Genomic DNA, 23,412 nt, shown 5'->3' on the forward strand with positions numbered 1-23,412 from the left:
AAACCTCCAGAAGCTCTCCGGAACCTCCATCAACCATTGACACCAATCTGGTCTGGCTGGGCATATCCCTGTCAGGACAGATTTTTCAATGGGTCTGCCTCCGCTCACAAAAGAGCATTTGGCTTGTACCGATTGGTCGGTACTAACTTCAATATGCCGAAGAATGAAGGTCCGCGCGCCGGGACAAACCCTCAGAACGGATGTGCCGGATGGGGAGCCATGGCCAGCATCCTGCGGGCCAGGCCATTGAGCCGGTCCGCGATGATCTCGGGCCCCAGGGCGCCATCGGGCTTCATCCACAGATAGCTGTAAAAGTACATGCCCAGGACGGCCTTGAGCACGACGGGGTCGTAGGGGCAGAAACTGCCGGCCTCGGCGCCGTCCACCATGGTGTCGCGCCAGACGCGCTCGTACTGGGCGTGCCAGCCCATGACCTCCGCATGCCGTTCGGCGGTGAGCGAGGACACCTCCCTGAAGCAGACCGTCAGCTCTGCCTGATGGGAGGCGATCTTTCGCACGAGATAGGTACCCAGACGCTGAAGGCGCTGCACGGGGTCGTCCACCTCTGCCTGTATCTGCCGGGCCGATTGGGCCAGCTCACGGATGTACTCGCGGGAGATGTCGTACAGCAGGTCTTCCTTGCTGCGGATGTGGTGGTACAACGCGCCGCGGCCCAGCTTCACCGCCTGCTGCAACTCGCTCATCCCGACGGCGTTGTAGCCCAGCCTGGCGAACAACTGCGCCGCGATCTTGAGGATGCGCTCGCGCTGAGGCAAGTCGGGATAGTCGATGATTTCCACGGTCGCTCTTTCAGGATGGGTTTGCTGCATGATATTTCAATGTACCGACCGGTCAAGCCATTCCACGCAAGCCCTCCATGCCATCCCGGCCCGGCTCCGGCCCAGGGGAAATCCCCCACCTCCCCTGTCCCGCCCCTGACTGCTGCACAGCAGCAAAACGGAATAATCGACGGCATGCTGCAAGCCCCCTCTTCCACCACATCTCCCACCACCTCTTGTGCCGCAGCCGCCGATGAAGCGCCGATCTATGTTCCCATCCGCCCCTGGCGTTCACGCATGGTGCCCGTGCGGACCCTGGAGTACCACGTGCGCGAATGGGGGGCTGTCGATGGCGACCCGGCGCTGGCGCCGCTGGTGCTGGCCCATGGCTGGATGGATGTCGCGGCCTCCTATCAGTTCGTGGTCGATGCCTTTGGCGACGCCTTCATGGCGGGCCGGCGCATCATCGCGGCCGACTGGCGCGGCTTCGGGCTGAGCCGTCCTGCCGGGCCCTGCGACCGCCACGACTTCGCCGACTACCTGGGCGACCTGGACCATCTGCTGGACACCCTAGTCGGCGACACGCCCGTGGACCTGGTGGGCCACAGCATGGGCGGCAATGTGGCCATGATGTATGCGGGCGCGCGGCCGCAACGCATACGCCGCCTGGTCAACCTCGAAGGCTTCGGCATGCCTGCCACCCGGCCGGCGCAGGCGCCCAGGCGCTATGCACAGTGGATGGACGAGCTGCGCCAGCTGCGCAGCGGCGAGCTCGCACTCAAGAGCTATGCCGGCGTGCAGGAAGTGGCCCAGCGGCTCATGAAGACCAATCGGCGCCTGCCGCAGGACAAGGCCCTGTGGCTTGCCCACCACTGGGCGGCGCCCAACGCCGAAGGCCGCTGGGAGATCCTGGGCGACACGGCGCACAAGCTGGTCAGCGCCCAGCTGTTCCGCGTGGACGAGATGCTGGCCCTGTACGCCGCCATCACCGCCCCCGTGTTGGCCGTGGAGGCCAGCGACGATAGCCTGGGCATGTGGTGGAAGGAGCGCTATACGCTGGCCGAATACCATGAACGCATCCGCCAGATCCCCGACTGCCGCACCGCCGTGGTCCAGGATGCGGGCCACATGCTGCACCATGATCAGCCGGCCGCCGTGGCAGGGCTGATCGAAGGTTTTCTCACGGTCTGACCGGTATCGACATGCCGCCTGGCGCCGCCGGCGCGGGCCGTCACTGGGGCCGCAGCATCATCGAATGGCGCCAGCGCGCGGGCGCCATCTGCAGCGGCCGGTAGCGGCCATCGGCCCATTCGGCAGACATGTCCGCATAGCGGCTGGACAGGGCCACGCCGCTTTGTCCGGTCTGGTAGATGAACAGCGAGCGCTCGGGCTCGGCCAGGTCGTAGATGGCGCGCAGCGATGCCGCATGGCGGTTGGCGAACGGCGCCCTGGCATCGCCGGGCAGGTACTGGCCCACGTTGACGGTGTAGCTGTCGCCGCCCGAAGGCACGCTGACATTGAAGATGCCCGCCAGCAGCCCCACGCTGCCCAGCGGCCTGTGGCTGCTGAGCGCCGCATGCGCCGTACCCCAGCGCCAGCGGCCCAGGTCGCTGCCCTGCATGGACTGCAGACGCGCCAGCGCCCGGTCCAGCGCCTGGCTGACCTGGGCGCTGCAGCCCGCCGCAGCGCACCACCAGCCATCGCGGCGCTCCAGCATGCCTTCGATGCCCGCGCGGTAGTCGCGCTTGCCATAGGTGGCCGCAAAGGTCTGGGCGCCAAGGCGCGGTATCACCAGGCCGCGCGTGAGTTCGTCCACCCAGGCGGCAAAGATCAGGGGAGCGGCCTGCGCGGCATCCATGCGGCCGTCGAACTGCGCCATCACCCGGCGCGCCTGTGGGGCCAGCGGATGCGTGGCCGGCGCTTCATCCAGGGCCTTGAGCAGTTGCGGCAGCAGGGCACGGGCGGCCAGCGAGGTCTGGTCGTTCTGGATGGAGGCCATGCTGACCAGGTCGTGCCTGTCCTTCGCCTCGATGAGCTCGGAGATGCGGCGGTGCCGGTACGGCAGGCTCCAGTCCTGGGTGAGGAAGTGGGCATAGCCCTCGCGCGTGATGCGCTGGTTGGCGGTGGCCAGATAGCCCAGCGCCGTGCCATCGTCCTGTGGAGCCTGGTCATAGGGCAGCCAGCCCTGCCAGTCGTAGCGTGCCTCCCAGCCCGGCGCGGGCGCCACGCCGCGCAGGTCGTTGTCGGCCGCACGCAGCGGCACCCGGCCTGCGGCCTTGAAGCCGATGGCGCCATGCACGTCGGCCGCGACGATGCTCTGCATGGGCGAGTGGTAGTCGGCAAAGGCCTCGAACAGCTGTGCCACGCTGCGCGCCTCGTTGGCCCGCAGGCCCGCCTGCACGGTGAGGTTGTCGGCGTCGAGCGCCGCCCAGCGCAGGGCCACGGCGTAGCGGCGCTTGTCGAGCACGGCCTCGTACTGGGGCTGCACATCGCTGATCACGGGACCGTGGCGCGTGCTGCGCAGCGTGAGCTGCACATCGGCCCGGCCCTTGACCCTGATGCGCTCGCTGCGCTCGGTAAAGGGCGCCCAGCCGTCGGGCGTGCGGTAGCGGCCCGGGTTGCCCGGATCGATCTGCTCCAGGTACAGGTCCTGCACATCGGGATTGGTGTTGGTGAAGCCCCAGGCCACCTCGCGCGTGCGCCCCAGCACCACGAAGGGCAGGCCCGGCAGGGTGGCCCCCACCACGTCGATGGGCGACAGCGGCGTGCCGTCCTGCGCCTGGCCGGCAGGCGACTGCAGGCGTGCGTAGTACCAGATGGCGGGCGCGCTCAAGCCCAGATGCGGGTCGTTGGCCAGCAGCGGCTTGCCGCTGGCCGTGCGGCTGCCCGACAGCACCCAGTTGTTGCTGCCCTTGCCGTCGTTGGTGCCCGCATCGCGCACCATGTCGCGGGACCAGCGGGCCCAGGCATCGTTCACGTCGCCGGCATCGCCCGCCGCCGCCACGGTCTGCGCGGCCTTGCCGGATGCGCCAGATACACCGGATGCTGACTGCGCCTCCTTGCGGTATACGCCCAGCCCCCGGTAAAGCGCGGCCAGGTCGGTGGCGGTGGCCGGCGCCTCGCCGGGATAAGGCGGCATCAGCTGCCACAGCTGCTGTGTGTCCAGTTGCGAGAGCGCGGCCAGCCGCGCGAATTCGTTGCCCCAGTTGCCGCCCAGGTCCAGCGCCATCATCAGCGCCCAGCCCACGCTGTCCTCGGGCGCCCAGGCCGAGTTGTCACCGCCGCCCGGCGACGTGTCCAGCAGCATGAACTCGGGCACCTGCGGGTGCTGGCGCATGGGCAGCGCCGCGTAGAAGGCCGCAATGCCTTCGCTGTAGGCCTGCAGCGCCTCGCGCGCGTTGGCGGGCAGCGATGCGTACTGGCGCCGCGCCGCTCCGTGTATGTCCAGCGCGCGCATGAGCTTGTCGGTGTCCAGCGTGGCCGGCCCGAGGATCTCGGATAGCGTGCCATGCATCAGGCGGCGGTTGAACTCCAGCTGCCAGCCGCGTTCCTGCGCGTGCACATGGCCCAGCGCGCGCCACAGGTCCTGCGGCGAGAAGGCGCTGATATGGGTGATGTCGGCATCATCGCGCCGCACGCGCACGGGCTGCTCCAGCCCGGCCAGCGTGAGCTGTCCGTCAAGCACCGGCTGCACGCGCACGGCATAGATGGCCAGCGCGCTGCCGGCGAGCAGGGCCGAGCCGACCACCGCCACGGCGCCCACACCCCACCACCGCGAGTTCAGGATTCGCATGATTCCCATTCTTTTCCCCACCCTCTGCTTGTTTCGTATCGTAGTGTTGCAGTTTGTAGCATATGCGCGCGCGACATGCTCACATTGCTCACGACAGAAAGCCGCGCCTGCGGGGCACAGTCTTCAGGCGACAATCACTGCCGGGCCTGCGCACATGGATGCAGGGCATCCGCCAGAAACAGGAAGTACGTGGAATGTGGCCTTTCAGCCTCTTGAAAAAGCTCAGCCAGGACCCGCCCGTGGGCCAGCACCGTGGTGACTACATCGGCTGCTATCTGCTGGGCACCGAGGCGCCGGGCCAGGCCGGCGTCAGCTATGTCTCGCTGGCCACCACGCGCGAACAGCTGCAGGCCGATGCCCGCGCCTATCTCGAAGGCTTTGTGCGCGACCACCCCGAGGCCGCCGACACCGACCTGACCGCCATCCGCTCCCTGCTGGAGCACCTGCCGCAGCGCCTGGACGCCCACCTGTCCGGCGACACGCGCGCGCCGCTGGCCGAGCAAGGCGGCACCGTGCTCTTCCTGCGCACCGGCATGCGCGCCCGCCGCAAGGAAAACGGCCGGTATCTCGAATAGCAGTAAGCCACCCACCGCCACCGTACAGAGCCTCAAAAACTGGCGCGGCCAAGAACAAGGGACAGCGAGCAAGGGCCTACGCCGGCCGCGCCGCCCCGCAGCGAGGCTGTAGTCCCCCCGCGAAGCGAGAGGGGAAGGCGCGCAGCGCCTCAGGGGGAGTTCTGCTTGTGCACGTCTTGCCAGCGCAGCATGTCGGTCACGCGCTCGGCCTTGTCGGCATCGAAGCCCAGGCGCTCCACCCGCTCGGCCGGATTGGCCCAGGTGCCGAACAGCAGGTCCCAGACAGGCAGGCCGTAGTTCTGCGCATGGTGGCCGTACTGGTGGTGCACGGTGTGCATCTCGGGCCGCTGCACGATGTATCCCAGCCAGCGCGGCGTGCGGATGTCGGCATGCAGGAATAGATCGAACGCCCCCGTGAGGCCGATGGCGAAGGCCGCCGCCAGCGGACTGGCCCCCAGCACCCAGTAGCTGGACAGCGCGCTCAGCAGCACGGCCGCCGCCGTGTCCATGGGGTGGGCGAAGAAGGCCGTGAGCGCCTCCACGCGCGGCGCGCTGTGGTGCAACTGGTGGAACATGCGCCACAGCGTGTCGGAGCGGTGCGTGGCGCGGTGCCACCAGTAGAAGACGAAGCTGGTCAGCAAGAAGCTCAGCCCGCCCACGGCCAAGGCGGGCCAGCGCCCGCCCACGTCGAACAGGGCATGGCGGCGTATGGTGTCGGAAAACAGGTGGCCCACCACCAAGGTGGTGGCCAGCGTGCCCAGGCCCAGCAGCGTGGACAGGATCAGCCAGCGCCGGTCGCAGTGGTTGCGCGAGGCCGGCGCGATCACCTCGCGCGTGAAGATGCCCACGAACATCAACGCCAGCAACGGATAGGCCGCGAACTCCCACATGTCCTGCGTGTCCCCGGCCTCAGTGCACGTGGCCCCAGTAGATCAGCGCATCGCGCCCTTCGACCGACAGCGACACGGGCGCGCCCACGGGCAGCATCACCTTGGTCGGCACATGGCCGTAGGGCAGGCCCTGCAGCACGGGGCACTTGACCTGGCTGCGCAGCCAGTCGATCACGGTCTGCAGCTTGAAGCCCTTGTCATGCGAGCTGAGCTTGAACTCGCTGAACTGGCCGAACACGATGGCCTTTTGCCGGGCCAGCACGCCGGCATGCAGCAGCTGGGTCAGCATGCGTTCCACGCGGTAGGGATGCTCGCCCACGTCTTCCAGGAACAGGATGCCGCCCTGGATCTGCGGGAAGTACGGCGTGCCCAGCAGGGAGACCAGCACGGCCAGGTTGCCGCCCCACAGCGTGGCGCCGCCGCTGATGTAGAAGTCCTTGACGGCAGGCTTGCCGTCTTCGCGCAGGCCTATCTTCGGCATCTGCCAGCCCGCGCCCTCGCCCTGGCCGCTGAGCAGGTCGTTGAAGCAGTCCAGCATGATGTCGTCCACGCCGCCCTCGTCGTCGGGGCGGCCGAAGTCGTGCACCAGCAGCGGGCCGGCCCAGGTGGTGGCGCCGGTCCTGGCCAGCAGGGCCAGCGACAGCGCCGTGAAGTCGCTCAGGCCTACGAAGCGCGTGCCGCCTGCGATGGCCTTGGCCACGGCCTTGTACTTGATGCCCGGCAGGATGCGCGTGAGGCCGTAGCCGCCGCGCGTGGGCAGCGCCAGGTCGGCACCGCTGGCCGCTGCGCGCTCGATGGCCGCCAGGCGCGTGGCGTCGTCGCCTGCAAAGCGCTGGTGGCTGCTCAACGCGTCGGCATCGATCTCCACCTGGTGGCCCATGGCCTCCAGGCGGCGCACGCCGCGCTTGAAGCCGGCCTTGTCGCGCACGGCACCGGCGGGCGAGTAGATATAGATGTGGCGCGGACCCTGGTCATGCGCATGGCCACAGCAGCGGCCATCGGCGGCATGAGCGTGGCCATGCTCGTGGTCGTGATCGTGGCTGTGGGCAGCGCCATGGCCATGTGCCGCAGCATGCGAAGGCTCCTGTGCATGGTCATGTCCATGTGGATGTTCGTGCCCGTGGGCACAGCAGGTGCCGTCGGCGGAATGCACATGTTCGTGCGCGTGATCAACGGGTGCAGGTGCGGCAGCGGCGGCCTTTTTGCGGGGCGTGCCGGACGTGCCGGAAGAGCGGGAACTGCGCGAAGTGGCCAAGTGGGTTCCATGCCGGCCCTGGCCGGCATGCTCCATATTGCAAGGGGAGTGAAGACGGGGCACTGCCGCTGCGCAGCCCCGGCAAGGGGCCGGCGGCGCAGGCCTACGGGCGGAAGTATTCCACAGCGTCGGCCACCATGCCGGCAGCGCACAGGGGAAACCAATGGCCGCACGGGGATAGGCGCAGTTGCGCTGGCGGCAGCTGTGGCAGCGCCTGCAGCCAGGCCTGGCGCCATGCGGGCGCTGGCATCAGCGCATCGTGCTCGCCGCCCTGCACCCACAGGCGCTGCTGGCGGCTCCACTGCGCCAGCAGCGCCATCGGCAGCGGCGGCATTTCGGCCTGCACGCGGGGCCAGGCCTGCAGCGCGGCGCGGTGGCCGGGTTGGGAAAACGGCAGGTTCCAGGCCTGCGGCTGTGCGCCGCCCTCCCCGCCCACCTCGCCGATATCGCCCACCTCGTGCATGGCGCGGCCCACGGGCCATGACGGCTTGCGCGCCGCCTGCGCAAACCATTGCACGCAGGCATCGGGCGCCGGGCCTGCGGGCCAGGCATTCATGAGCCAGGCGCCGCAAAAACGGGCGGGCTCGGCCTGCGCCACGGCCAGGCCCAGGCGCGCGCCATCGTCATGGCCGACCAGCACGATGCTCCGCAGGTCCAGCGCCAGCACCAGCTCGCGCAGCACTTGCACATGCCAGGCCGCGCTGTGCGCCTTCTCCTTCTTGGGCTGGTCGCTGCGGCCAAAGCCCGGCAGGTCGGGAACCACCACGCGATGGCCGGCCTGGAGCCAGCCGGGCAGCATGGGCTGGAACAGCTGGCCCCATGAGGGGCTGCCGTGCAGGCACAGCCAGGTCAGCGGTGCATCGTGCGGTCCTTCATCGACCACGGCCAGGCGCAGGCCTGCCAGCGCCGGCAGGTCGCTGCGCCACTGCGGCTGGGCAAAGCCGCCGAAGGTGGAATCCGCATGGCGCAGCGCCGTGTCCTTGAGCGGATGGGGCTGGGCCGCGCGCTGCTCGGCGCGGCGCGTGCGAAAGAAGTCCGACATCACGGCCGCGCATTCCCCGGCCAGCACGCCGCGCGTCACCTGCGTGTGGTGGTTGATCTGCGGCAGCGCAAACACGTCCAGCACCGATCCGGCCGCGCCCGTGCGCGGCTCGGCCGCGCCATAGACCACGCGGCCCAGGCGCGCATGCAGCATGGCGCCGCTGCACATGGTGCAGGGCTCCAGGGTCACGTAGAGCGTGCAGTCGTCCAGCCGGTAATTGCCCAGGCGCGCGGCCGCGTCGCGCAGCGCCAGCACCTCGGCATGGGCCGTGGGGTCGCCCTGGGCCACGGGCGTGTTGCGGCCCTGGCCGACGATGGCGCCGTCCTTGACGATGAGGGCGCCCACGGGCACCTCGCCCGCCTGGGCAGCGGCGCGCGCCAGCTCCAGGGCGATGCGCATCCAGGCCTCGTCTTCGGCCTGCGGCAGTGGACGGTGCTCGGCAGTCAAGGTGTCAGAGTGTCAGGGCGCCAGGGGGTCAGGGCAGCGGTTTGCGCACGCCCTGCGCATAGTGGTAGAGCGTGACGACCGGCGCCTGCAGCTCGCCCTGGGGCGTGAAGGAAATCGGTGCCGTCACGCCGTCATGCCGGGTCTGGCGCAGGTAGGGGATGTAGGCATCGGGCCGGATGGAGTCGGCCCGCACCATGGCCTGGGCCAGCACCATGGTGGCGTCGTAGGCGTAGGGGCTGAAGACCTGGTACTGGTCGGGAAAGCGCTGGTCGTAGCGCTGCTTCCAGGCTGCGCCGCCGGGCATGCGCTCCAGCGGGCTGCCGCCCACGGCGCAGGTCACGTTGCGCAGCGGCGCCGTGTTGCCGGCCAGCTCGGGCAGGCGCAGCGTGCACTGGCCGTCGCCGCCCAGCAGGCGCACCTTGTCCATGGCCAACTGGGCCATCTGCCGGAGCATGGGGCCGGCCTGGGCGTCCAGGCCGCCGAAGAAGATGGCATCGGGCTTCTTGCCCTTGATGGCCGTGAGGATGGGCACGAAGTCGGTGGCCTTGTCGCCGGTGAACTGCTTGTCCACGATCTCGATGCCCTGCTCGCGCGCCTGGGCCTCGAACAGCGCAACGATGCCCTGGCCGTAGGCCGAGCGGTCATCGATGATGGCCACGCGCTTGACGCCCAGCTTGCCCACGGCGTGCGCGACCAGCGCATCGACCATGGCGCGGTCGTCGGCGATCACGCGGTAGGTGGTGTCGTAGCCCGCCTGGGTGATGGCCGGGTTGCTGGCCGCCGGCGTGACCATGACGATGCCGCAGTCGTGGTAGATGGATGTGGCCGGCAGCGTGGTGCCCGACTGCAGGTGGCCGACCACGGCCGCCACCTTCTTGTCGCACAGGCGCCGGGCCAGGGCCACGGCCTGGCCGGGGTCGCCGCCATCGTCGCCGGCCTCCAGCTTCCAGCGCAGCTTGCGCCCGCCGATCTCCAGCCCCTTGGCATTGAGATCGTCCAGGGCCATGCGCACGCCGTTTTCCTCATCCTTGCCCAGACTGGCGATGGGGCCGGACACCGGCCCCGCATGGGCAATGCGCACCACCAGGGGCGCATCGGCTGTACCGGGAGCAGCAGGCGCAGCGGCCGTACCGGGTGCAGCCGCCGCAGCGGAAGCCCCTGCCGACTGCCCGTTGGCCGGGCCGCTTCCCGGCTGTGCCCAGGCCAGGCCGCCGCTGCCCAGCAGGGCGCACAGCAGGGCCGGGCCGGCCCACGGGAAATGGCGAATCAAGGCGTGCATGGCAACTCCTGGAAAAAACGGTCAATCTGTGAAACAGGCGCCCTGGCAAGCGAAATCCGCTGCGGCGTGGCCCACTCGGGCGCTGCCTGGCCGGGAAAGGCCTGGCGCAGAAAACGCGCATCAGGCCCGGGGCGGGGCAGGCACGGGCCGGGGTATCCGGCATGGCGGCCCGGCCCGTGCAGTGCGCATCCTAAAGGATAGGCAAAAACCGGCGCCGCTCGCCAGGGCATCGGGCACATATCCCCTGGCGCGCGTTTTTTCGGTGCTGCGGCGATAATGCTGCGCCTCACCGCAAGCGGGCTGCGAGGTTTTCGTCGCCGGACCGCCCCAAGAGTGGGGGCCTTTTTTTGTCGCCGGGCCGCCCCAAGACAAAAAGCGGCCCCCTTGGGGGCAGCGGACCTTGCGCAGCAAGGGTAGCGTGGGGGCCAGTTTCCCCCGCATTGCGCCCGACGCCCGGCCCCCACGCCGGTGCGGGTACGAATACAGAACACCACGAAGCCCCATGTCCCTCCTGCCCCACCAGCTCGAACTCCTGTCACCCGCGCGCGATGCCGACATCGGCATCGAGGCCGTGAACCACGGCGCCGACGCCGTCTACATCGGCGGCCCCGCCTTCGGCGCCCGCGCCACGGCAGGCAACGACATCCGCGACCTGCAGCGGCTGATCAACCACGCGCACCGCTTCGGCAGCCGCATCTTCATCACGCTCAACACCATCCTGCGCGACGATGAACTCGAGGCCGCCCGCAAGATGGCCTGGCAGATCTACGAGGCCGGAGCCGACGCGCTGATCATCCAGGACATGGGCCTGCTGGAGCTGGACCTGCCGCCCATCCAGCTGCACGCCAGCACCCAGACCGACATCCGCACCCCCGAGAAGGCGCGCTTCCTGCAGGACGCCGGACTGTCGCAGATCGTCGTTGCGCGCGAGCTGGACCTGCAGCAGATCGCCGCCGTGCGCGCGGCCACCGACCCGGCGCGCACCACCATCGAATTCTTCGTGCACGGCGCGCTGTGCGTGGCCTACTCGGGCCAGTGCTACATCACCCACGCCCACACGGGTCGCAGCGCCAACCGCGGCGACTGCAACCAGGCCTGCCGCCTGCCCTACGAGGTGCTGGACGCCAGCGGCCGCATCATCGCCCACGAAAAGCACGTGCTGTCCATGAAGGACAACAACCAGAGCGACAACCTGCGCGCCCTGATCGACGCCGGCGTGCGCAGCTTCAAGATCGAGGGCCGCTACAAGGACATGGGCTATGTGAAGAACATCACGGCCCACTACCGCAAGCTGCTGGACGAAATCATCGAGGAGCGCGAATTCTCCGACACGCCCCTGGCGCGCTCATCCTCGGGCAGCACCACGTTCAGCTTCACGCCCGACCCCGACCAGAATTTCAACCGCGAGTTCACCGACTACTTCGTCAACGGCCGCAAGGACGACATCGGCGCCTTCGACACGCCCAAGACGCCGGGCCGCGCCATCGGCTGGGTCACCAAGGTGGGCGAGAACTTCGTGGAGATCGAGACCTCGAGCCGCGACACGGAACTGCACAACGGCGACGGCCTGTGCTACTACGACCTGCAAAAGGAACTGGTGGGCCTGCAGATCAACCGCGCCGAGTCGGTGGATGCGAAAAAGTCGCTGTGGCGCCTGTTCCCCAAGGACCCCATCGCCGGCTTCAAGGACCTGCGCAAGGGCCTGGAGGTCAACCGCAATCGCGACATGGCCTGGGTGCGCACGCTGGACAAGAAGTCCAGCGACCGCCGCATCGGCCTGTGGGCCGAACTCAAGGAAACGCCCGACGGCTTTGCGCTCACGCTGACCGACGAGGACGGCTTCACCGCCACCGCCGCCATCGCGCAGGAACACCAGGCCGCCACCGACGCAGCCCGTGCCGAGGCCACGCTGCGCGAGCAACTGGGCCGCTTCGGCGCCACCATCTTCTCCGTGCATGACATCGGCCTGCAGCTGAGCCAGGCCTGGTTCGTGCCGGCCTCGGCCCTGAACCAGCTGCGCCGCGACGCCGTCGCCGCGCTGGAGGCCGCGCGCCAGGCCGGCTTCGTGCGCCTGCCGCGCGCCCTGCCCGTGGAGCCGCCCGTGCCCTTCCCCGAGGACACGCTGACCTACCTGGCCAACGTCTACAACCAGAAGGCACACGACTTCTACGTCAAGCACGGCGTCAAGGTCATGGACGCGGCCTACGAGAGCAAGGAAGAGGAAGGCGAAGTCAGCCTGATGATCACCAAGCATTGCGTACGCTTTTCCATGAGCCTGTGCCCCAAGCAGGCCAAGGGCGTCATCGGCGTCAAGGGCACCATCAAGGCCGAGCCGCTGCAGCTGATCAACGGCAAGGAAAAACTCACGCTGCGCTTCGACTGCAAGCCCTGCGAGATGCACGTGGTCGGCAAGATGAAGCGCGCGGTGATCAACCAGCACGCCAAGGAAATGCAGGAATTTCCGATGCAGTTCTACCGCACGCGGCCCGTGCCCTCGGCCAGCGCCTGACGGTCCTGCACCTCCGCCAGCAAACGTCCGCTCTCCGTCAGGGCCGCCACCCAGCGCCCATCTTCCTGCACAAGCCTCACCCAGCCCGGCCCCGGCGTGCCGGCAATGGGCGCATCGCCCATCAGCGCCAGGCAGCGCATGAGCACGCTGGCGCCCTGCCCCAGTCGCTTGCCCAGCCTGGGCAGGGACATGGGTGCGGGCTCGGTGGCCAATTCGCGCAGGATGGCGGCGGCCAGTTCTTCCATGCCTTGCACTTCAGGCCGCCATTTCTTCCAGCGCGGGAGATGGCACGGCAGGCAGCCTGTGCGCCACCAGCTGCACGGGAATGGACTTGGAGCTGGGCGTGCCCGCCACGATGGCCGTGGCCGACAGCGGCACCAGCGGATTGGTCTCCGGATAGTAGGCAGCGATGCAGCCGCGCGGAATGTCGTAGGCCACGAGCCTGAAGCGCTCGGCGCTGCGCTGCCGGCCGTCATCCCACACCGTCTGCAGGTCCACCCAGTCGCCATCCTTCATGCCCAGGGCGCGGATGTCCTCGGCGTGGATGAAGACCACGCGGCGTTGGCCGAAGACGCCGCGGTAGCGGTCGTCCATGCCGTAGATGGTGGTGTTGTACTGGTCGTGCGAGCGCGTGGTGAACAGCGTGAACACCGGCGATGCGCCGGGGCTGCGCGCGGCGCGTGCGCGGTGCACGGGCGTGTCGCGCGGCACGGCGTGCACGAAGAAGCCGGCCTTGCCCCGGGGCGTCTCCCAGATGCGTTCGCTCGCCGCATTGCGCAGCTTGAAGCCGCCCGGCACGGCCACGCGCGCGTTGAAGTCGTGGAAGTCGTCGAAGACCTGCTCGATCAGCTCGCGTATGCGCGCATAGTCGCCGGCCAGCTCCAGCCAGGGCACGGGCCGCTGCGCCCCCAGCGTGGCGGCGGCCAGGCGCGCGACGATGGCGATCTCGCTGAGCAGGCGCCCGGACGCAGGCGGGTTGATGCCGCTGGAGATATGGACCATGCCCATGGAGTCCTCCACCGTCACGCCCTGCGGGCCGCCGGCCTGCATGTCGATCTCGGTGCGGCCCAGGCAGGGCAGGATCAGCGCCTCGCGGCCGTGCACCAGGTGGCTGCGGTTGAGCTTGGTGGTCACATGCACGGTCAGGTCGCAGCGGCGCAGCGCCTGCCAGGTGGCATGCGTGTCGGGCGTGGCCGCCGCGAAGTTGCCGCCCAGCGCGAAGAAGACCTTGCCCCGGCCCTCGAGCATGAGGCGGATGGACTCGACCACGTCCACGCCGTGGGCACGCGGGGGCTCGAAGCCGAAGACCTGCTGCAGCCGGTCCAGCAGCGCGGCCGGCGGCTTCTCCCAGATGCCCATGCTGCGGTCGCCCTGCACATTGCTGTGGCCGCGCACCGGGCAGGCACCTGCGCCGGGGCGGCCGATGTTGCCGCGCAGCAGCAGCAGGTTGACCAGCATCTGCACGGCGGCCACCGAATGCATGTGCTGCGTGATGCCCATGCCCCAGCAGACGATCGTGCTGCGGGCGGCGATGTAGACCTCGGCCGCCGTCTGCATCTGCGCGCGGCTCAGGCCGGACTCGGCCTCGAGCAGGCCCCAGTCCTCGGCCCGCAGGTCCTCGGCCAGGGCCTCGAAGCCGGTCGTGTGCTCGGCGATGAAGGCATGGTCCAGCACGCCGCCGCACCCGTGCCCCAGTGCATCGTCCTGCGCGATCACATGCTTCATGATGCCCTTGACGGCCGCGATGTCGCCGCCCACGCGCAGCTGGAAGTAGTGCGTGCTGATGGGCGTGGCGCCCAGGGTGGCCATCTCCAGCTTGCTTTGCGGGTCCTGGAAGCGCTCCAGCCCGCGCTCGCGCAGCGGGTTGAAGCTCAGGATGCGCGCACCGCGCTTGTGGGCTGCGCGCAGCTCGCCCAGCATGCGCGGGTGGTTGGTGCCGGGGTTCTGGCCGAAGATAAAGATGGCATCGGCCTGCTCGAAATCAGCCAGCTGCACCGTACCCTTGCCCACGCCTATCTGCGGCTTCATGCCGCTGCCGCTGGACTCGTGGCACATGTTGGAGCAGTCGGGGAAATTGTTGGTGCCGTAGGCGCGCACGAACAGCTGGTAGAGAAAGGCCGCCTCGTTGCTGGCACGGCCCGAGGTGTAGAAGATGGCCTGGTTCGGGTCGGGCAGCGCGTTCAGGTGGCGGGCGACCAGCGCAAAGGCGTCGTCCCAGGCGATGGGCCGGTAGCGGTCGCTGGCCGCGTCGTACACCATGGGCTCGGTGAGCCGGCCCTGGTCCTCCAGCCAGAAATCGCTTTGCGCCATGAGCTCGGCCACCGTGTGCCGGGCAAAGAATTCGGGCGTCACGCGCCGCGCCGTGGCTTCGGCCGCCACGGCCTTGGCGCCGTTCTCGCAGAACTCGAAGGTGGAATGGTGGTTGCGGTCGGGCCAGGCGCAGCCCGGGCAGTCGAAGCCGTCGGGCTGGTTGGCCGACAGCAGCGTCTTGGCGCCCTTGACGGCGATATCCTGGCGCATCAGGGCCTGGCTCACGCTGCGCAGTGCGCCCCAGCCGCCAGCGGCCCCCTTGTAGAACTCGATCTTTTGTTCGGACATGGGCCGGGAGTGTTCCGCCTGTCCATGATCCAGGTCAAATCACATCTCCAAATGGAGAGATTCAGCAAAGATATGAGCACGGCATCCTTGCCCTGCACCATGCTGGCAACCTCAGCCCCGGACCACCGATGAACTCCACAGCCATACACACCGCCATCCCCGAAGACGCCGCGCTGATCGCCCCGCTGTTCGACGCCTACCGCCAGTTCTACGAGCAACCTGCGGATGCCGACGCGGCGCGGGCCTTCATCACGGCGCGGCTGGAGCGCGGCGAATCCGTGATCCTGCTGGCCCGCCGACCGGACGGCAGCGCCCTGGGCTTTTGCCAGCTCTATCCCTCGTTCTGCTCGGTGCTGGCCGCGCCCATCTACGTGCTCTACGACCTCTTCGTGGTGCCCGATGCGCGCCGCCTGGGCGTGGGCCGCGCCCTGCTGCTGGCGGCCGAAGCCCATGCCCGCGCCACGGGCCATGCACGCATGGACCTGACCACGGCCCGCAACAACCTGCGCGCCCAGGCGCTGTACGAGTCGCTGGGCTGGGTGCGTGACGAAGTGTTCCTGACCTATGCGCGCCATCTGCAGGCTTGAGCCGCCAGCGGCCTAGCGCAAAACCCGCAGCTCCCGCGCCAGCGCCACGGCCTGGGTGCGGCTGCGCGCGCCCAGCTTGAGGTTGATGCTGCGCAGGTGGGTGCGCACCGTGCTGTCGGAGACGAAGAGCTTCTCGGCCATGGCCGCATTGGAATAGCCCGAGGCCAGCAGCTCCAGCACGCGCAGCTCCTTGCGGGTCAGGGGCTCGGCAAGCACCGTGGGCCCCGCCGGGCCTTCGCGCGCATCCGCTGCCGGCCCCTCGGGGGGATCGGCGGGCTCGGCAGGCTCGCCCAGGGCAGACAGCAGCCGCTGCGCATGGGCAGCCGCCTCCGGCTCCGCCGCTTCCGTGCGGCGCGACAGTGAAAGCGTCAGTGAAGGCGTCAGTGAAGGCGACAGTGAGGGCGACAGCACGCGCTGCAGCACGGGCGCGAGCAGCGGCCCCTCATCGAGCATCAGGCGCACAAAGCCTTCGCTGGCACCGTGGTGCAGCGGCTGGGCCAGCATGGCGGCTGCGGCGCCCATGTCGCCGCTGCCCGCCTCGGCCAGCGCGCACAGCACCTGCAGCTTGAGGCTGCGGTGGCGGCGCCCGCGCAGTTGCGCATCGGCCAGCAAGGGGGCGATGGCATCGCGCACGGCACGGCAGTCGCCAAAGTGCAGCCCCCAGCGCAGCCGGGCGATGGCGATGTCCTCCACCTCGTGCGGGGGCAGGCGCAGGCGCTCCACGCGCGGCCATACGCCGGGATCGTCGGCACGCTCCAGCGCCTCGGACGCGGCGGCCCGGTTGCCCTGCAGCACGAAGATGCGCGCATGCTCCAGCCGGGCGCTGGCCGTCACGCGGGGCAGTTGGCGTTCATGCCCCAGGTACTCCAGTTCGGTCAGCAGGCCGAAGGCCGCATCCACATCGCCGCGCACGAAGGCAATGCGCGCACGCATGCGGTAGCTGGAGATCACATGGTCGGGCAGGCCCACGTCGCGGGCCAGCGGCAGGTAGACGTTGAGCAGGTGGTCGGCGCCGTCGAGGTCGTTGGTCTCGTAGAGCACGCCGGCATGCAGCACGCCGGCCCAGGCATTGCCGTTGGTGGGGTTGTAGGAGGCGCTGCGCGGCGTGGCGGCCAGCGCCACGCGAAAGCGCGATGCCGCCTGCCGCAGCCGCCCGCCCGACAGGTCCAGCACGCCCTCCATGGCCTCGGTGTACATGCGGCTGAACAGGCTGCCGGCCTGGGTGCTGCGCGCCGCGTCCAGCAGGCGGTGGGCCTCCTCGGCATCGCCCAGCACCGACACCACGTAGGCCATGGCATTGGTCAGCGAGCTGTCCGCGAACGGCCGGCAGCTGGGCAGGCAGGCCAGCGCCTGGCGGCCCAGGGGCGCCGCCTCTTCCACGCGGTCCATCATGGCCAGCAGCAGCGGCTGCAGGGCCATGACCAGCGCCTGCGCGGCGGGGTCCGCGGCCATGCGGGGCCGCAAGGCGTCCAGCCGCTGCTGCGCCTGCCAGGGGCCGCGCGTGAAGCAGTCGGCATAGGCGGCCACGGCCTGCAGCAGCGGCTCGCGCGCCATCAGCGGCGCCGGCATGGCCGAGAACCAGCGCGACAGCAGGCGCATGCGGCCCTGCTCCATCAGCGCCTCGGCATGGCGCGCCAGCAGGGACAGGGCATGCGGCAGGTCGCCGCCTTCCAGCGCATGCTCGATGGCGGGCACGGGCCGGCCGCAGGATTCGTACCAGCCGCTGGCCGCCAGGTGAAGGCGCGTCAATTCACCGGGCTGCTCGCGCAGCAGCTGTGCGCGCAGGAAGTCGGCAAACATGCTGTGGTAGCGCCAGCTGTGCCCGCCCTGGCCACCCTGCGCCTCGTCGGCCAGCGGCACCAGGAACAGGTGGGCCTGCTCCAGCGCCTGCAGCATGGCGGCGCCGTCGGCGCGCGGCACCAGGGCCTGGCAGACCTGGGCATCCAGCGTGCGCAGGATGCTGGTGCGCAGCAGGAAGTCGCGCACGGACGCAGGCTGCTGGGCCAGCACATCCTCGGCCAGGTAGTCGGCCACGGCGCGCTCCGAGCCCGAGAAGCGCTCGATGAAATCGCTGTGCGGGCCATGGCGCTCCAGCGCCAGCGAGGCCAGCCACAGCGCGCCTATCCAGCCTTCGGTCTTGTCCAGCAGCCGCGCCAGGGCCTCGCGCGGCAGCGGGCAGCCGCGCAGGCGGAAGAACTCCTCGGCCTCGCCCACGGAAAAGCGCAGCAGCGCCGCATCGATCTCCAGCAACTGGCCGCTGGTGCGCAGCCGCCCCAGTCCCAGGGCCGGCAGCGCGCGCGAGCCTATGACCAGGCGCCCGCGCTCGGGCAGCTGCTCCATGAGCTGGCGCACCAGGCCGAGCACGGCATCGTTGTGCAGCACCTCGAAATCATCGATGAACAGCGCAAAGGAGCGGCCCTCGCCGGCCAGCGCATGCAGGGCCTGGGACAACTCGCCGGCGCCTTGCGACGGCCCCATCCCCAGGGTGCGCACGGCCGCGCCCAGGCACTGCAGAAAGCGCGAGACATCGTTGTCGGCGGCATCCAGCGTCAGCCAGGCCGTGGCCTGGCCCTCCGCCTGCAGGCGCTCGCGCATCTGGCGCATGGCCGTGGTCTTGCCGAAGCCGGCCGGCGCGCGCACCAGCACGACGCGGGCGCGCAAGGCCTCGGGCCAGCGCGCGGCAACGGCCAGCCGGGCCACCTGGGCGGCAGCGGCGCGCGGCGGGCTCAGCTTGGCCTGCGGCACGTAGCCGGAACCCGGACCGGGGCCGGAGGAATGGGTGGGCGCTGGGGGCTGCATGCAGGCAGGGGGCACTGTGAAGGGGTGAGGCACCGGGCACTTTCGTCGGTTTCGACGATGGCGGCAAGACGGGGCGATTCCTAGACTTGAAAGCAGATCATAGGTGGCGGACTGCCGCCTGTCCCGATCCAAGGCGACAGGGCACCGGCGCGCTGCCAACGCAACAACCAAGGAGACTTCACATGCAGCTTGACGCAAGCATCAGCGCCGTCGTCACGGGCGGGGCATCGGGCCTGGGCGCGGCCACCGCGCGCCGCCTGGCAGCCAGGGGCGTGCGCGTCGCCCTGTTCGACCTCAACGAGACGGCCGGGCAGGCGCTGGCGCGCGAGACAGGCGGCCTGTTCTGCCGCGTGGACGTGACCGACGAGGCCAGCGTGGACGCGGGCTTTGCCCAGGCCCGCGCGGCCCACGGGCAGGAGCGCATCCTGGTCAATTGCGCGGGCACGGGCAATGCCGTCAAGACGGCCAGCCGCGACAAGGCCACGGGCGAGATCAGGCACCTGCCCGTGGCCAATTTCGACCGCATCATCCAGATCAACCTGGTGGGCACCTTCCGCTGCATCGCCAAGTCGGCGGCGGGCATGCTCGCGCTGGAGCCGCTGGCCGACGGCGAGCGCGGCGCCATCGTCAACACCGCCTCGGTGGCGGCGCAGGACGGGCAGATGGGCCAGGCCAGCTACTCGGCCAGCAAGGCCGGCATCACGGGCATGACCCTGCCCATCGCGCGCGACCTCATGGGCGAGGGCATCCGCGTGAACACCATCCTGCCCGGCATCTTCGACACGCCGCTGCTGCAGGGCGCGCCCGACAACGTGAAGGCGGCGCTGGCCGCCTCCGTGCCCTTTCCCAAGCGGCTGGGCCAGCCCGACGAATACGCCCACCTGGCCGAAACCATGATCACCAACGGCTACTTCAACGGCGAGTGCGTGCGCCTGGACGGCGCCATCCGCATGGCGCCGCGCTAGGCGTACCGCCCAGGCACCACGGCAGGCACCGTCCCCGCGTTTTCCCTGGCCGGAATCGTCGCTTGCGACGATGCCCGGCCCGCGCCGGCCGGGCCACCATCCCCCCAGGAATACAGGAACAGGAGACATATCCATGGCACAGGCATACATCGTTGCCGCCACGCGCACGGCGGGCGGCAAGCGCGGCGGAAAGCTCTCGGGCTGGCATCCGGCCGATCTCGCGGCCCAGGTGCTGGACGAGCTGGTGCGCCGCAGCCAGGCCGACCCGGCCCAGGTCGAGGACGTGATCATGGGCTGCGTCAGCCAGGTCGGCCAGCAGGCGACGAACGTGGCGCGCAACGCGGTGCTGGCCTCGTCCCTGCCCGAGTCCGTGCCGGGCACCACGGTGGACCGGCAGTGCGGCTCCTCCCAGCAAGCACTGCATTTCGCGGCCCAGGCCGTGATGTCGGGCAGCATGGACATGGTGATCGCCGCAGGCGTGGAGAGCATGTCGCGCGTGCCCATGGGCACGCCCAACGCCCTGCCCGCCAAGGCCGGTCTGGGCGTCTACATGAGCCCGGCCATGCAGCAGCGCTATCCGGGCGTGGAGTTCAGCCAGTTCATGGGCGCCGAGATGATGGCCGGCAAGTACGGCCTGGCCAAGGATCAGCTGGACGCCTATGCGCTGCAAAGCCATGAGCGCGCCGTGCAGGCCGCGCGCGAGGGCCGCTTCGACCGTGAGATCCTCGCCGTGCAGGCGCGCAGCGCCGAAGGCGGTGCCGAGGGGGAAGGCCAGCCGCACACGGTGGATGAAGGCATACGCTTCAATGCCACGCTGGAGGGCATTGCCGGCGTCAAGACCATCCGCGAGGGCGGCTGCGTGACCGCCGCCACGGCCAGCCAGATCTGCGATGGCGCCAGCGGCGTCATGGTGGTCAGCGAGCGCGGCCTCAAGGCCCTGGGCGTGCAGCCGCTGGCGCGCATCCACCACATGAGCCTGCTGGGGCACGACCCCGTGATCATGCTGGAGGCCCCCATCCCCGCCACCCAGGCCGCGCTGAAGAAGGCCGGCATGCGCATCTCCGACATCGACCTGTACGAAGTCAACGAGGCCTTTGCCCCCGTGCCGCTGGCCTGGCTGCAGGCCACGGGCGCCGATCCGGCGCGGCTCAACGTCAACGGCGGCGCCATTGCGCTTGGCCATCCGCTGGGCGCCTCGGGCACCAAGCTCATGGCCACGCTGATCCACGCCCTGCATGCGCGCGGCGGGCGCTACGGCCTGCAGACCATGTGCGAGGGCGGCGGCATGGCCAACGTCACCATCATCGAGCGGCTCTAAGCCCGCGACACCCCACCCTTCTGTCTGGAGCCGCGCATGCAGGACACGCAGAACACGCAAGACACGCCCGTCGTCCGCCTGGAACGCCACGGGGACATTGCCCTCATCGTCCACCACGACAGCGAGCGCATGAATCCGCTGGGCCAGCCCTTCCAGCACCAGCTGCGCGCCCTGCTGGCACAGGTGCGGGCGGACGCGGGCATACGCGCCCTGGTGCTCACGGCCGAGGGGCGGGGATTTTGCGTGGGCGCCGACCTGTCGGCCTTGGGCGGTGCCGCGCCGGCCGACGGCCGCACGCTGGGCGAGCACACGGCAGAACGCATGGAGCAGTTGTCCAACCGGCTGATCCTGGATCTGCAGGATCTGCCCGTGCCCGTGGTCTGTGCCGTCAACGGCGCGGCAGCCGGGGCAGGCGTGGGCCTGGCCCTGGCGGCCGACCTAACGCTGGCCGCACGCTCGGCCTACTTCTACCTGCCTTTCCTGCCGCGCCTGGGCATCGTGCCGGACCTGGGCACGACCTGGTTCCTGGAGCGCCGCCTGGGCCGCGCGCGCGCCTTGGGCCTGGCCCTGATGGGCGAGAAGCTGGGCGCCCAGCAGGCTGCGGACTGGGGCCTGGTCTGGGCCTGCGTGGACGATGCGGTGCTGCGCGATGAAGCAGTGGCCGCCGCCAGGCGCCTGGCCCGGCTGCCAGCCGGTGCGGCGCTGGAGGCACGCCGGGCGCTGGATGCTGCAGCAGCAGGCACTCTGGCGCAACAGTTGAGCTACGAGGCTGGCCGGCAGCGCGAGCTGGTGGGCGGGCCGGCTTTCATGGAAGGCGTGCAGGCCTTCCTGCAAAAGCGCGAGCCTGTTTTCCCACCGCGCCAGCCCAGCTGACACCCGTCTTCCCGCACCCAAAAACGACAGGAGACACCCCATGCCCGCCTTGCAAGGACTGATGCAGGACCGCCCGCTCATGATCTCGTCGCTGATCGAGCATGCGGCGCGCTTTCATCCGCACACCGAGATCGTCTCGCGCCTGCCGGAAACCCGGGACGGCGGCCTGCACCGCACCGACTGGGCCGGCATGCGCCGCGCCTCCTGCCAGGTGGCCAACGCCCTGCAGTCGCTGGGCGTGCAGCCCGGCGAACGCGTGGGCACGCTGGCCTGGAACAGCTGGCGCCACCTGGCGCTGTACTTCGGCGTCTCGGGCAGCGGCGCGGTGCTGCACACCATCAACCCGCGCCTGTTTCCCGAGCAGATCGAATACATCGCCAACCATGCCGAGGACCGGGTGCTGTTCTTCGACGTGACCTTCGCGCCGCTGGTGGAAAGGCTCGCACCGCATCTGAAGACCGTCGCCACCTATGTCTGCATGAGTTCGCGCGAGCACATGCCCGCGCTGGACCTGCCCGACCTGCGCTGCTGGGACGAGCTGGTGGGCGGCCAGGGCGAGGACTTCGACTGGCCCGAGTTCGACGAGCGCACGGCCTCCTCGCTGTGCTACACCTCGGGCACCACGGGCCACCCCAAGGGCGTGCTGTACTCGCACCGCTCCACCGTGCTGCACACGCTGATGGAGCTGGCGCCCGACACCTTCGGCCTGAACGCGAGCGAGACCGTGATGCTCATCGTGCCCATGTTCCATGCCAACGCCTGGGGCACGCCCTATGCGGCGGCCATGGCCGGCGCACGGCTGGTGCTGCCCGGCCCGCACCTGGACGGCCAGAGCGTCTACGAGCTCATGCGCGACGAGAAGGTCACCTTCTCCCAGGGCGTGCCCACCGTGTGGCTGATGCTGTTCCAGTACCTGGATGCGCATCCCGACATCGACCCGCGCGCGCTGGGCGTCAAAAGCATAGGCATAGGCGGCGCGGCCGTGCCGCGCGCCATGCTGGAGCGCTTCGAGAACCAGTTCGGCGCCCAGGTCGTGCAGGGCTGGGGCATGACCGAGACCAGCCCCATCGGCGTGGTCAGCAAGCTGCTGCCCCGGCACGACGCGCTGTCGGGAGAGGAACTGGTCAAGGTCAAGCTCAAGCAGGGGCGCGGCGTCTGGGGCGTGGACCTCAAGATCGTGGACGACGACGGCCGGCCCCAGCCCTGGGACGGCAAGGCCTACGGCCACCTGCGCGTGCGCGGTCCCTGGATCGCCAGCGGCTACTTCAAGGGCGAGGGCGGCTCGCCCGTCGATGAAGAAGGCTTCTTCACCACGGGCGACGTGGCCACCATCGATGCCGACGGTTTCCTGCAGCTGGTGGACCGCGCCAAGGACGTGATCAAGTCGGGCGGCGAATGGATTTCCTCCATCGACGTGGAGAACGCCGCCATGGGCCATCCCGGCGTGGCCGAGGCCGCCATCATCGGCGTGGCCCATCCCAAATGGCAGGAGCGGCCGCTGCTGCTGGTGGTGCCGCGCGCAGGCCACAGCGTCAGCCGCGAGTCCATGCTCGACTTCCTGTCCACGCGCATCGCCAAATGGTGGCTGCCCGACGATGTGCTGCAGGTGGCCGAGCTGCCGCACACAGCCACCGGCAAGCTGCTGAAAACGAAGTTGCGCGAGGAGTACAGGAATTACCCCCTGAGCCGCTGAGCGGCTTCCC

At 69.7% G+C, this 23,412-nt stretch carries 17 protein-coding genes; 8 read left to right on the forward strand and 9 right to left on the reverse strand.

Annotated features, from left to right (window positions below):
- Positions 1-191: 191 nt before the first annotated feature.
- Positions 192-830, reverse strand: a complete 639-nt coding sequence (locus tag A9976_RS28030; protein WP_183021678.1) for a TetR/AcrR family transcriptional regulator — start codon at positions 828-830, stop codon at positions 192-194.
- 144 nt (positions 831-974) lie between these two features.
- Between A9976_RS28030 and A9976_RS28035 the strand changes: the two genes are divergently transcribed.
- Entirely contained in the window at positions 975-1,970 is a 996-nt protein-coding gene (locus A9976_RS28035; protein WP_183021679.1) for an alpha/beta fold hydrolase, read from the forward strand.
- A gap of 40 nt (positions 1,971-2,010) precedes the next feature.
- Here A9976_RS28035 and A9976_RS28040 read toward each other — a convergent pair whose 3' ends face one another.
- Entirely contained in the window at positions 2,011-4,581 is a 2,571-nt protein-coding gene (locus A9976_RS28040; protein WP_183021680.1) for a penicillin acylase family protein, read from the reverse strand.
- 185 nt (positions 4,582-4,766) lie between these two features.
- Here A9976_RS28040 and A9976_RS28045 point away from each other — a divergent pair, with 185 nt between their 5' ends.
- Positions 4,767-5,147 carry a hypothetical protein gene (locus A9976_RS28045; protein WP_183021681.1) on the forward strand — a complete coding sequence of 127 codons (381 nt, stop codon included), beginning with the start codon at positions 4,767-4,769 and terminating at the stop codon, positions 5,145-5,147.
- Between the two features lie 149 nt (positions 5,148-5,296).
- On the opposite strand, the gene A9976_RS28050 is transcribed toward A9976_RS28045, so the two are convergent.
- The 4 genes from A9976_RS28050 to A9976_RS28065 all read right to left on the reverse strand — a co-directional run bounded on the left by A9976_RS28050 (position 5,297) and on the right by A9976_RS28065 (position 10,060).
- Entirely contained in the window at positions 5,297-6,037 is a 741-nt protein-coding gene (locus tag A9976_RS28050; RefSeq protein ID WP_183021682.1) for a sterol desaturase family protein, read from the reverse strand.
- Between the two features lie 19 nt (positions 6,038-6,056).
- Complete coding sequence (locus A9976_RS28055; protein WP_409049560.1) at positions 6,057-7,190, reverse strand: LD-carboxypeptidase; 1,134 nt, start codon at positions 7,188-7,190, stop codon at positions 6,057-6,059.
- Positions 7,191-7,395: 205 nt separating this feature from the next.
- Positions 7,396-8,781, reverse strand: a complete 1,386-nt coding sequence (gene tadA, locus A9976_RS28060; RefSeq protein WP_259649345.1) for a tRNA adenosine(34) deaminase TadA — start codon at positions 8,779-8,781, stop codon at positions 7,396-7,398.
- A gap of 28 nt (positions 8,782-8,809) precedes the next feature.
- Positions 8,810-10,060, reverse strand: coding sequence for a branched-chain amino acid ABC transporter substrate-binding protein (locus tag A9976_RS28065; protein WP_183021684.1), 1,251 nt, complete (start codon positions 10,058-10,060; stop codon positions 8,810-8,812).
- Positions 10,061-10,562: 502 nt separating this feature from the next.
- On the opposite strand from A9976_RS28065, the gene A9976_RS28070 reads away from it, so the two are divergent.
- Entirely contained in the window at positions 10,563-12,569 is a 2,007-nt protein-coding gene (locus A9976_RS28070) for a U32 family peptidase (RefSeq protein WP_183021685.1), read from the forward strand.
- On the opposite strand, the gene A9976_RS28075 is transcribed toward A9976_RS28070, so the two are convergent.
- Both A9976_RS28075 and A9976_RS28080 read right to left on the reverse strand, forming a co-directional pair.
- Positions 12,533-12,814: a hypothetical protein gene (locus tag A9976_RS28075; RefSeq protein WP_183021686.1), complete on the reverse strand. Its 282-nt coding sequence runs from the start codon at positions 12,812-12,814 to the stop codon at positions 12,533-12,535. The two genes, A9976_RS28070 and A9976_RS28075, sit on opposite strands and share 37 nt — an antisense overlap.
- A gap of 10 nt (positions 12,815-12,824) precedes the next feature.
- A complete protein-coding gene (locus A9976_RS28080) occupies positions 12,825-15,167 on the reverse strand; it encodes an FdhF/YdeP family oxidoreductase (protein ID WP_183021687.1) in 2,343 nt (780 codons plus the stop codon).
- Positions 15,168-15,295: 128 nt separating this feature from the next.
- Between A9976_RS28080 and A9976_RS28085 the strand changes: the two genes are divergently transcribed.
- Positions 15,296-15,754, forward strand: coding sequence for a GNAT family N-acetyltransferase (locus A9976_RS28085; RefSeq protein ID WP_183021688.1), 459 nt, complete (start codon positions 15,296-15,298; stop codon positions 15,752-15,754).
- A 12-nt stretch (positions 15,755-15,766) separates the two neighbouring features.
- On the opposite strand, the gene A9976_RS28090 is transcribed toward A9976_RS28085, so the two are convergent.
- The gene (locus A9976_RS28090; RefSeq protein WP_183021689.1) at positions 15,767-18,553 is read right to left on the reverse strand and encodes a LuxR C-terminal-related transcriptional regulator; all 2,787 of its coding nucleotides are present in this window, start codon (positions 18,551-18,553) and stop codon (positions 15,767-15,769) included.
- Between the two features lie 182 nt (positions 18,554-18,735).
- Between A9976_RS28090 and A9976_RS28095 the strand changes: the two genes are divergently transcribed.
- The 4 genes from A9976_RS28095 to A9976_RS28110 all read left to right on the forward strand — a co-directional run bounded on the left by A9976_RS28095 (position 18,736) and on the right by A9976_RS28110 (position 23,402).
- On the forward strand, positions 18,736-19,518 hold the full coding sequence (locus A9976_RS28095) for an SDR family NAD(P)-dependent oxidoreductase (RefSeq protein ID WP_183021690.1): 783 nt from the start codon (positions 18,736-18,738) through the stop codon (positions 19,516-19,518).
- A 133-nt stretch (positions 19,519-19,651) separates the two neighbouring features.
- Positions 19,652-20,836: an acetyl-CoA C-acetyltransferase gene (locus A9976_RS28100; RefSeq protein ID WP_012206616.1), complete on the forward strand. Its 1,185-nt coding sequence runs from the start codon at positions 19,652-19,654 to the stop codon at positions 20,834-20,836.
- A 36-nt stretch (positions 20,837-20,872) separates the two neighbouring features.
- Positions 20,873-21,709, forward strand: coding sequence for an enoyl-CoA hydratase-related protein (locus A9976_RS28105; protein ID WP_183021691.1), 837 nt, complete (start codon positions 20,873-20,875; stop codon positions 21,707-21,709).
- Between the two features lie 40 nt (positions 21,710-21,749).
- Positions 21,750-23,402: a long-chain-fatty-acid--CoA ligase gene (locus tag A9976_RS28110; protein ID WP_183021692.1), complete on the forward strand. Its 1,653-nt coding sequence runs from the start codon at positions 21,750-21,752 to the stop codon at positions 23,400-23,402.
- Positions 23,403-23,412: the final 10 nt, after the last annotated feature.

The organism is Delftia sp. UME58 (genome assembly GCF_014170385.1).
Classification (GTDB): Bacteria; Pseudomonadota; Gammaproteobacteria; order Burkholderiales; family Burkholderiaceae_C; genus Comamonas; species Comamonas acidovorans.

Coding starts and splice junctions, on each gene's coding strand:
- A9976_RS28030 (WP_183021678.1), bottom strand. CDS start 830: ATGCAGCAAACCCATCCTGAAAGAGCGACCGTGGAAATCATCGACTAT.
- A9976_RS28035 (WP_183021679.1), top strand. CDS start 975: ATGCTGCAAGCCCCCTCTTCCACCACATCTCCCACCACCTCTTGTGCC.
- A9976_RS28040 (WP_183021680.1), bottom strand. CDS start 4,581: ATGGGAATCATGCGAATCCTGAACTCGCGGTGGTGGGGTGTGGGCGCC.
- A9976_RS28045 (WP_183021681.1), top strand. CDS start 4,767: ATGTGGCCTTTCAGCCTCTTGAAAAAGCTCAGCCAGGACCCGCCCGTG.
- A9976_RS28050 (WP_183021682.1), bottom strand. CDS start 6,037: ATGTGGGAGTTCGCGGCCTATCCGTTGCTGGCGTTGATGTTCGTGGGC.
- A9976_RS28065 (WP_183021684.1), bottom strand. CDS start 10,060: ATGCACGCCTTGATTCGCCATTTCCCGTGGGCCGGCCCGGCCCTGCTG.
- A9976_RS28070 (WP_183021685.1), top strand. CDS start 10,563: ATGTCCCTCCTGCCCCACCAGCTCGAACTCCTGTCACCCGCGCGCGAT.
- A9976_RS28075 (WP_183021686.1), bottom strand. CDS start 12,814: ATGGAAGAACTGGCCGCCGCCATCCTGCGCGAATTGGCCACCGAGCCC.
- A9976_RS28080 (WP_183021687.1), bottom strand. CDS start 15,167: ATGTCCGAACAAAAGATCGAGTTCTACAAGGGGGCCGCTGGCGGCTGG.
- A9976_RS28085 (WP_183021688.1), top strand. CDS start 15,296: ATGAACTCCACAGCCATACACACCGCCATCCCCGAAGACGCCGCGCTG.
- A9976_RS28090 (WP_183021689.1), bottom strand. CDS start 18,553: ATGCAGCCCCCAGCGCCCACCCATTCCTCCGGCCCCGGTCCGGGTTCC.
- A9976_RS28095 (WP_183021690.1), top strand. CDS start 18,736: ATGCAGCTTGACGCAAGCATCAGCGCCGTCGTCACGGGCGGGGCATCG.
- A9976_RS28100 (WP_012206616.1), top strand. CDS start 19,652: ATGGCACAGGCATACATCGTTGCCGCCACGCGCACGGCGGGCGGCAAG.
- A9976_RS28105 (WP_183021691.1), top strand. CDS start 20,873: ATGCAGGACACGCAGAACACGCAAGACACGCCCGTCGTCCGCCTGGAA.
- A9976_RS28110 (WP_183021692.1), top strand. CDS start 21,750: ATGCCCGCCTTGCAAGGACTGATGCAGGACCGCCCGCTCATGATCTCG.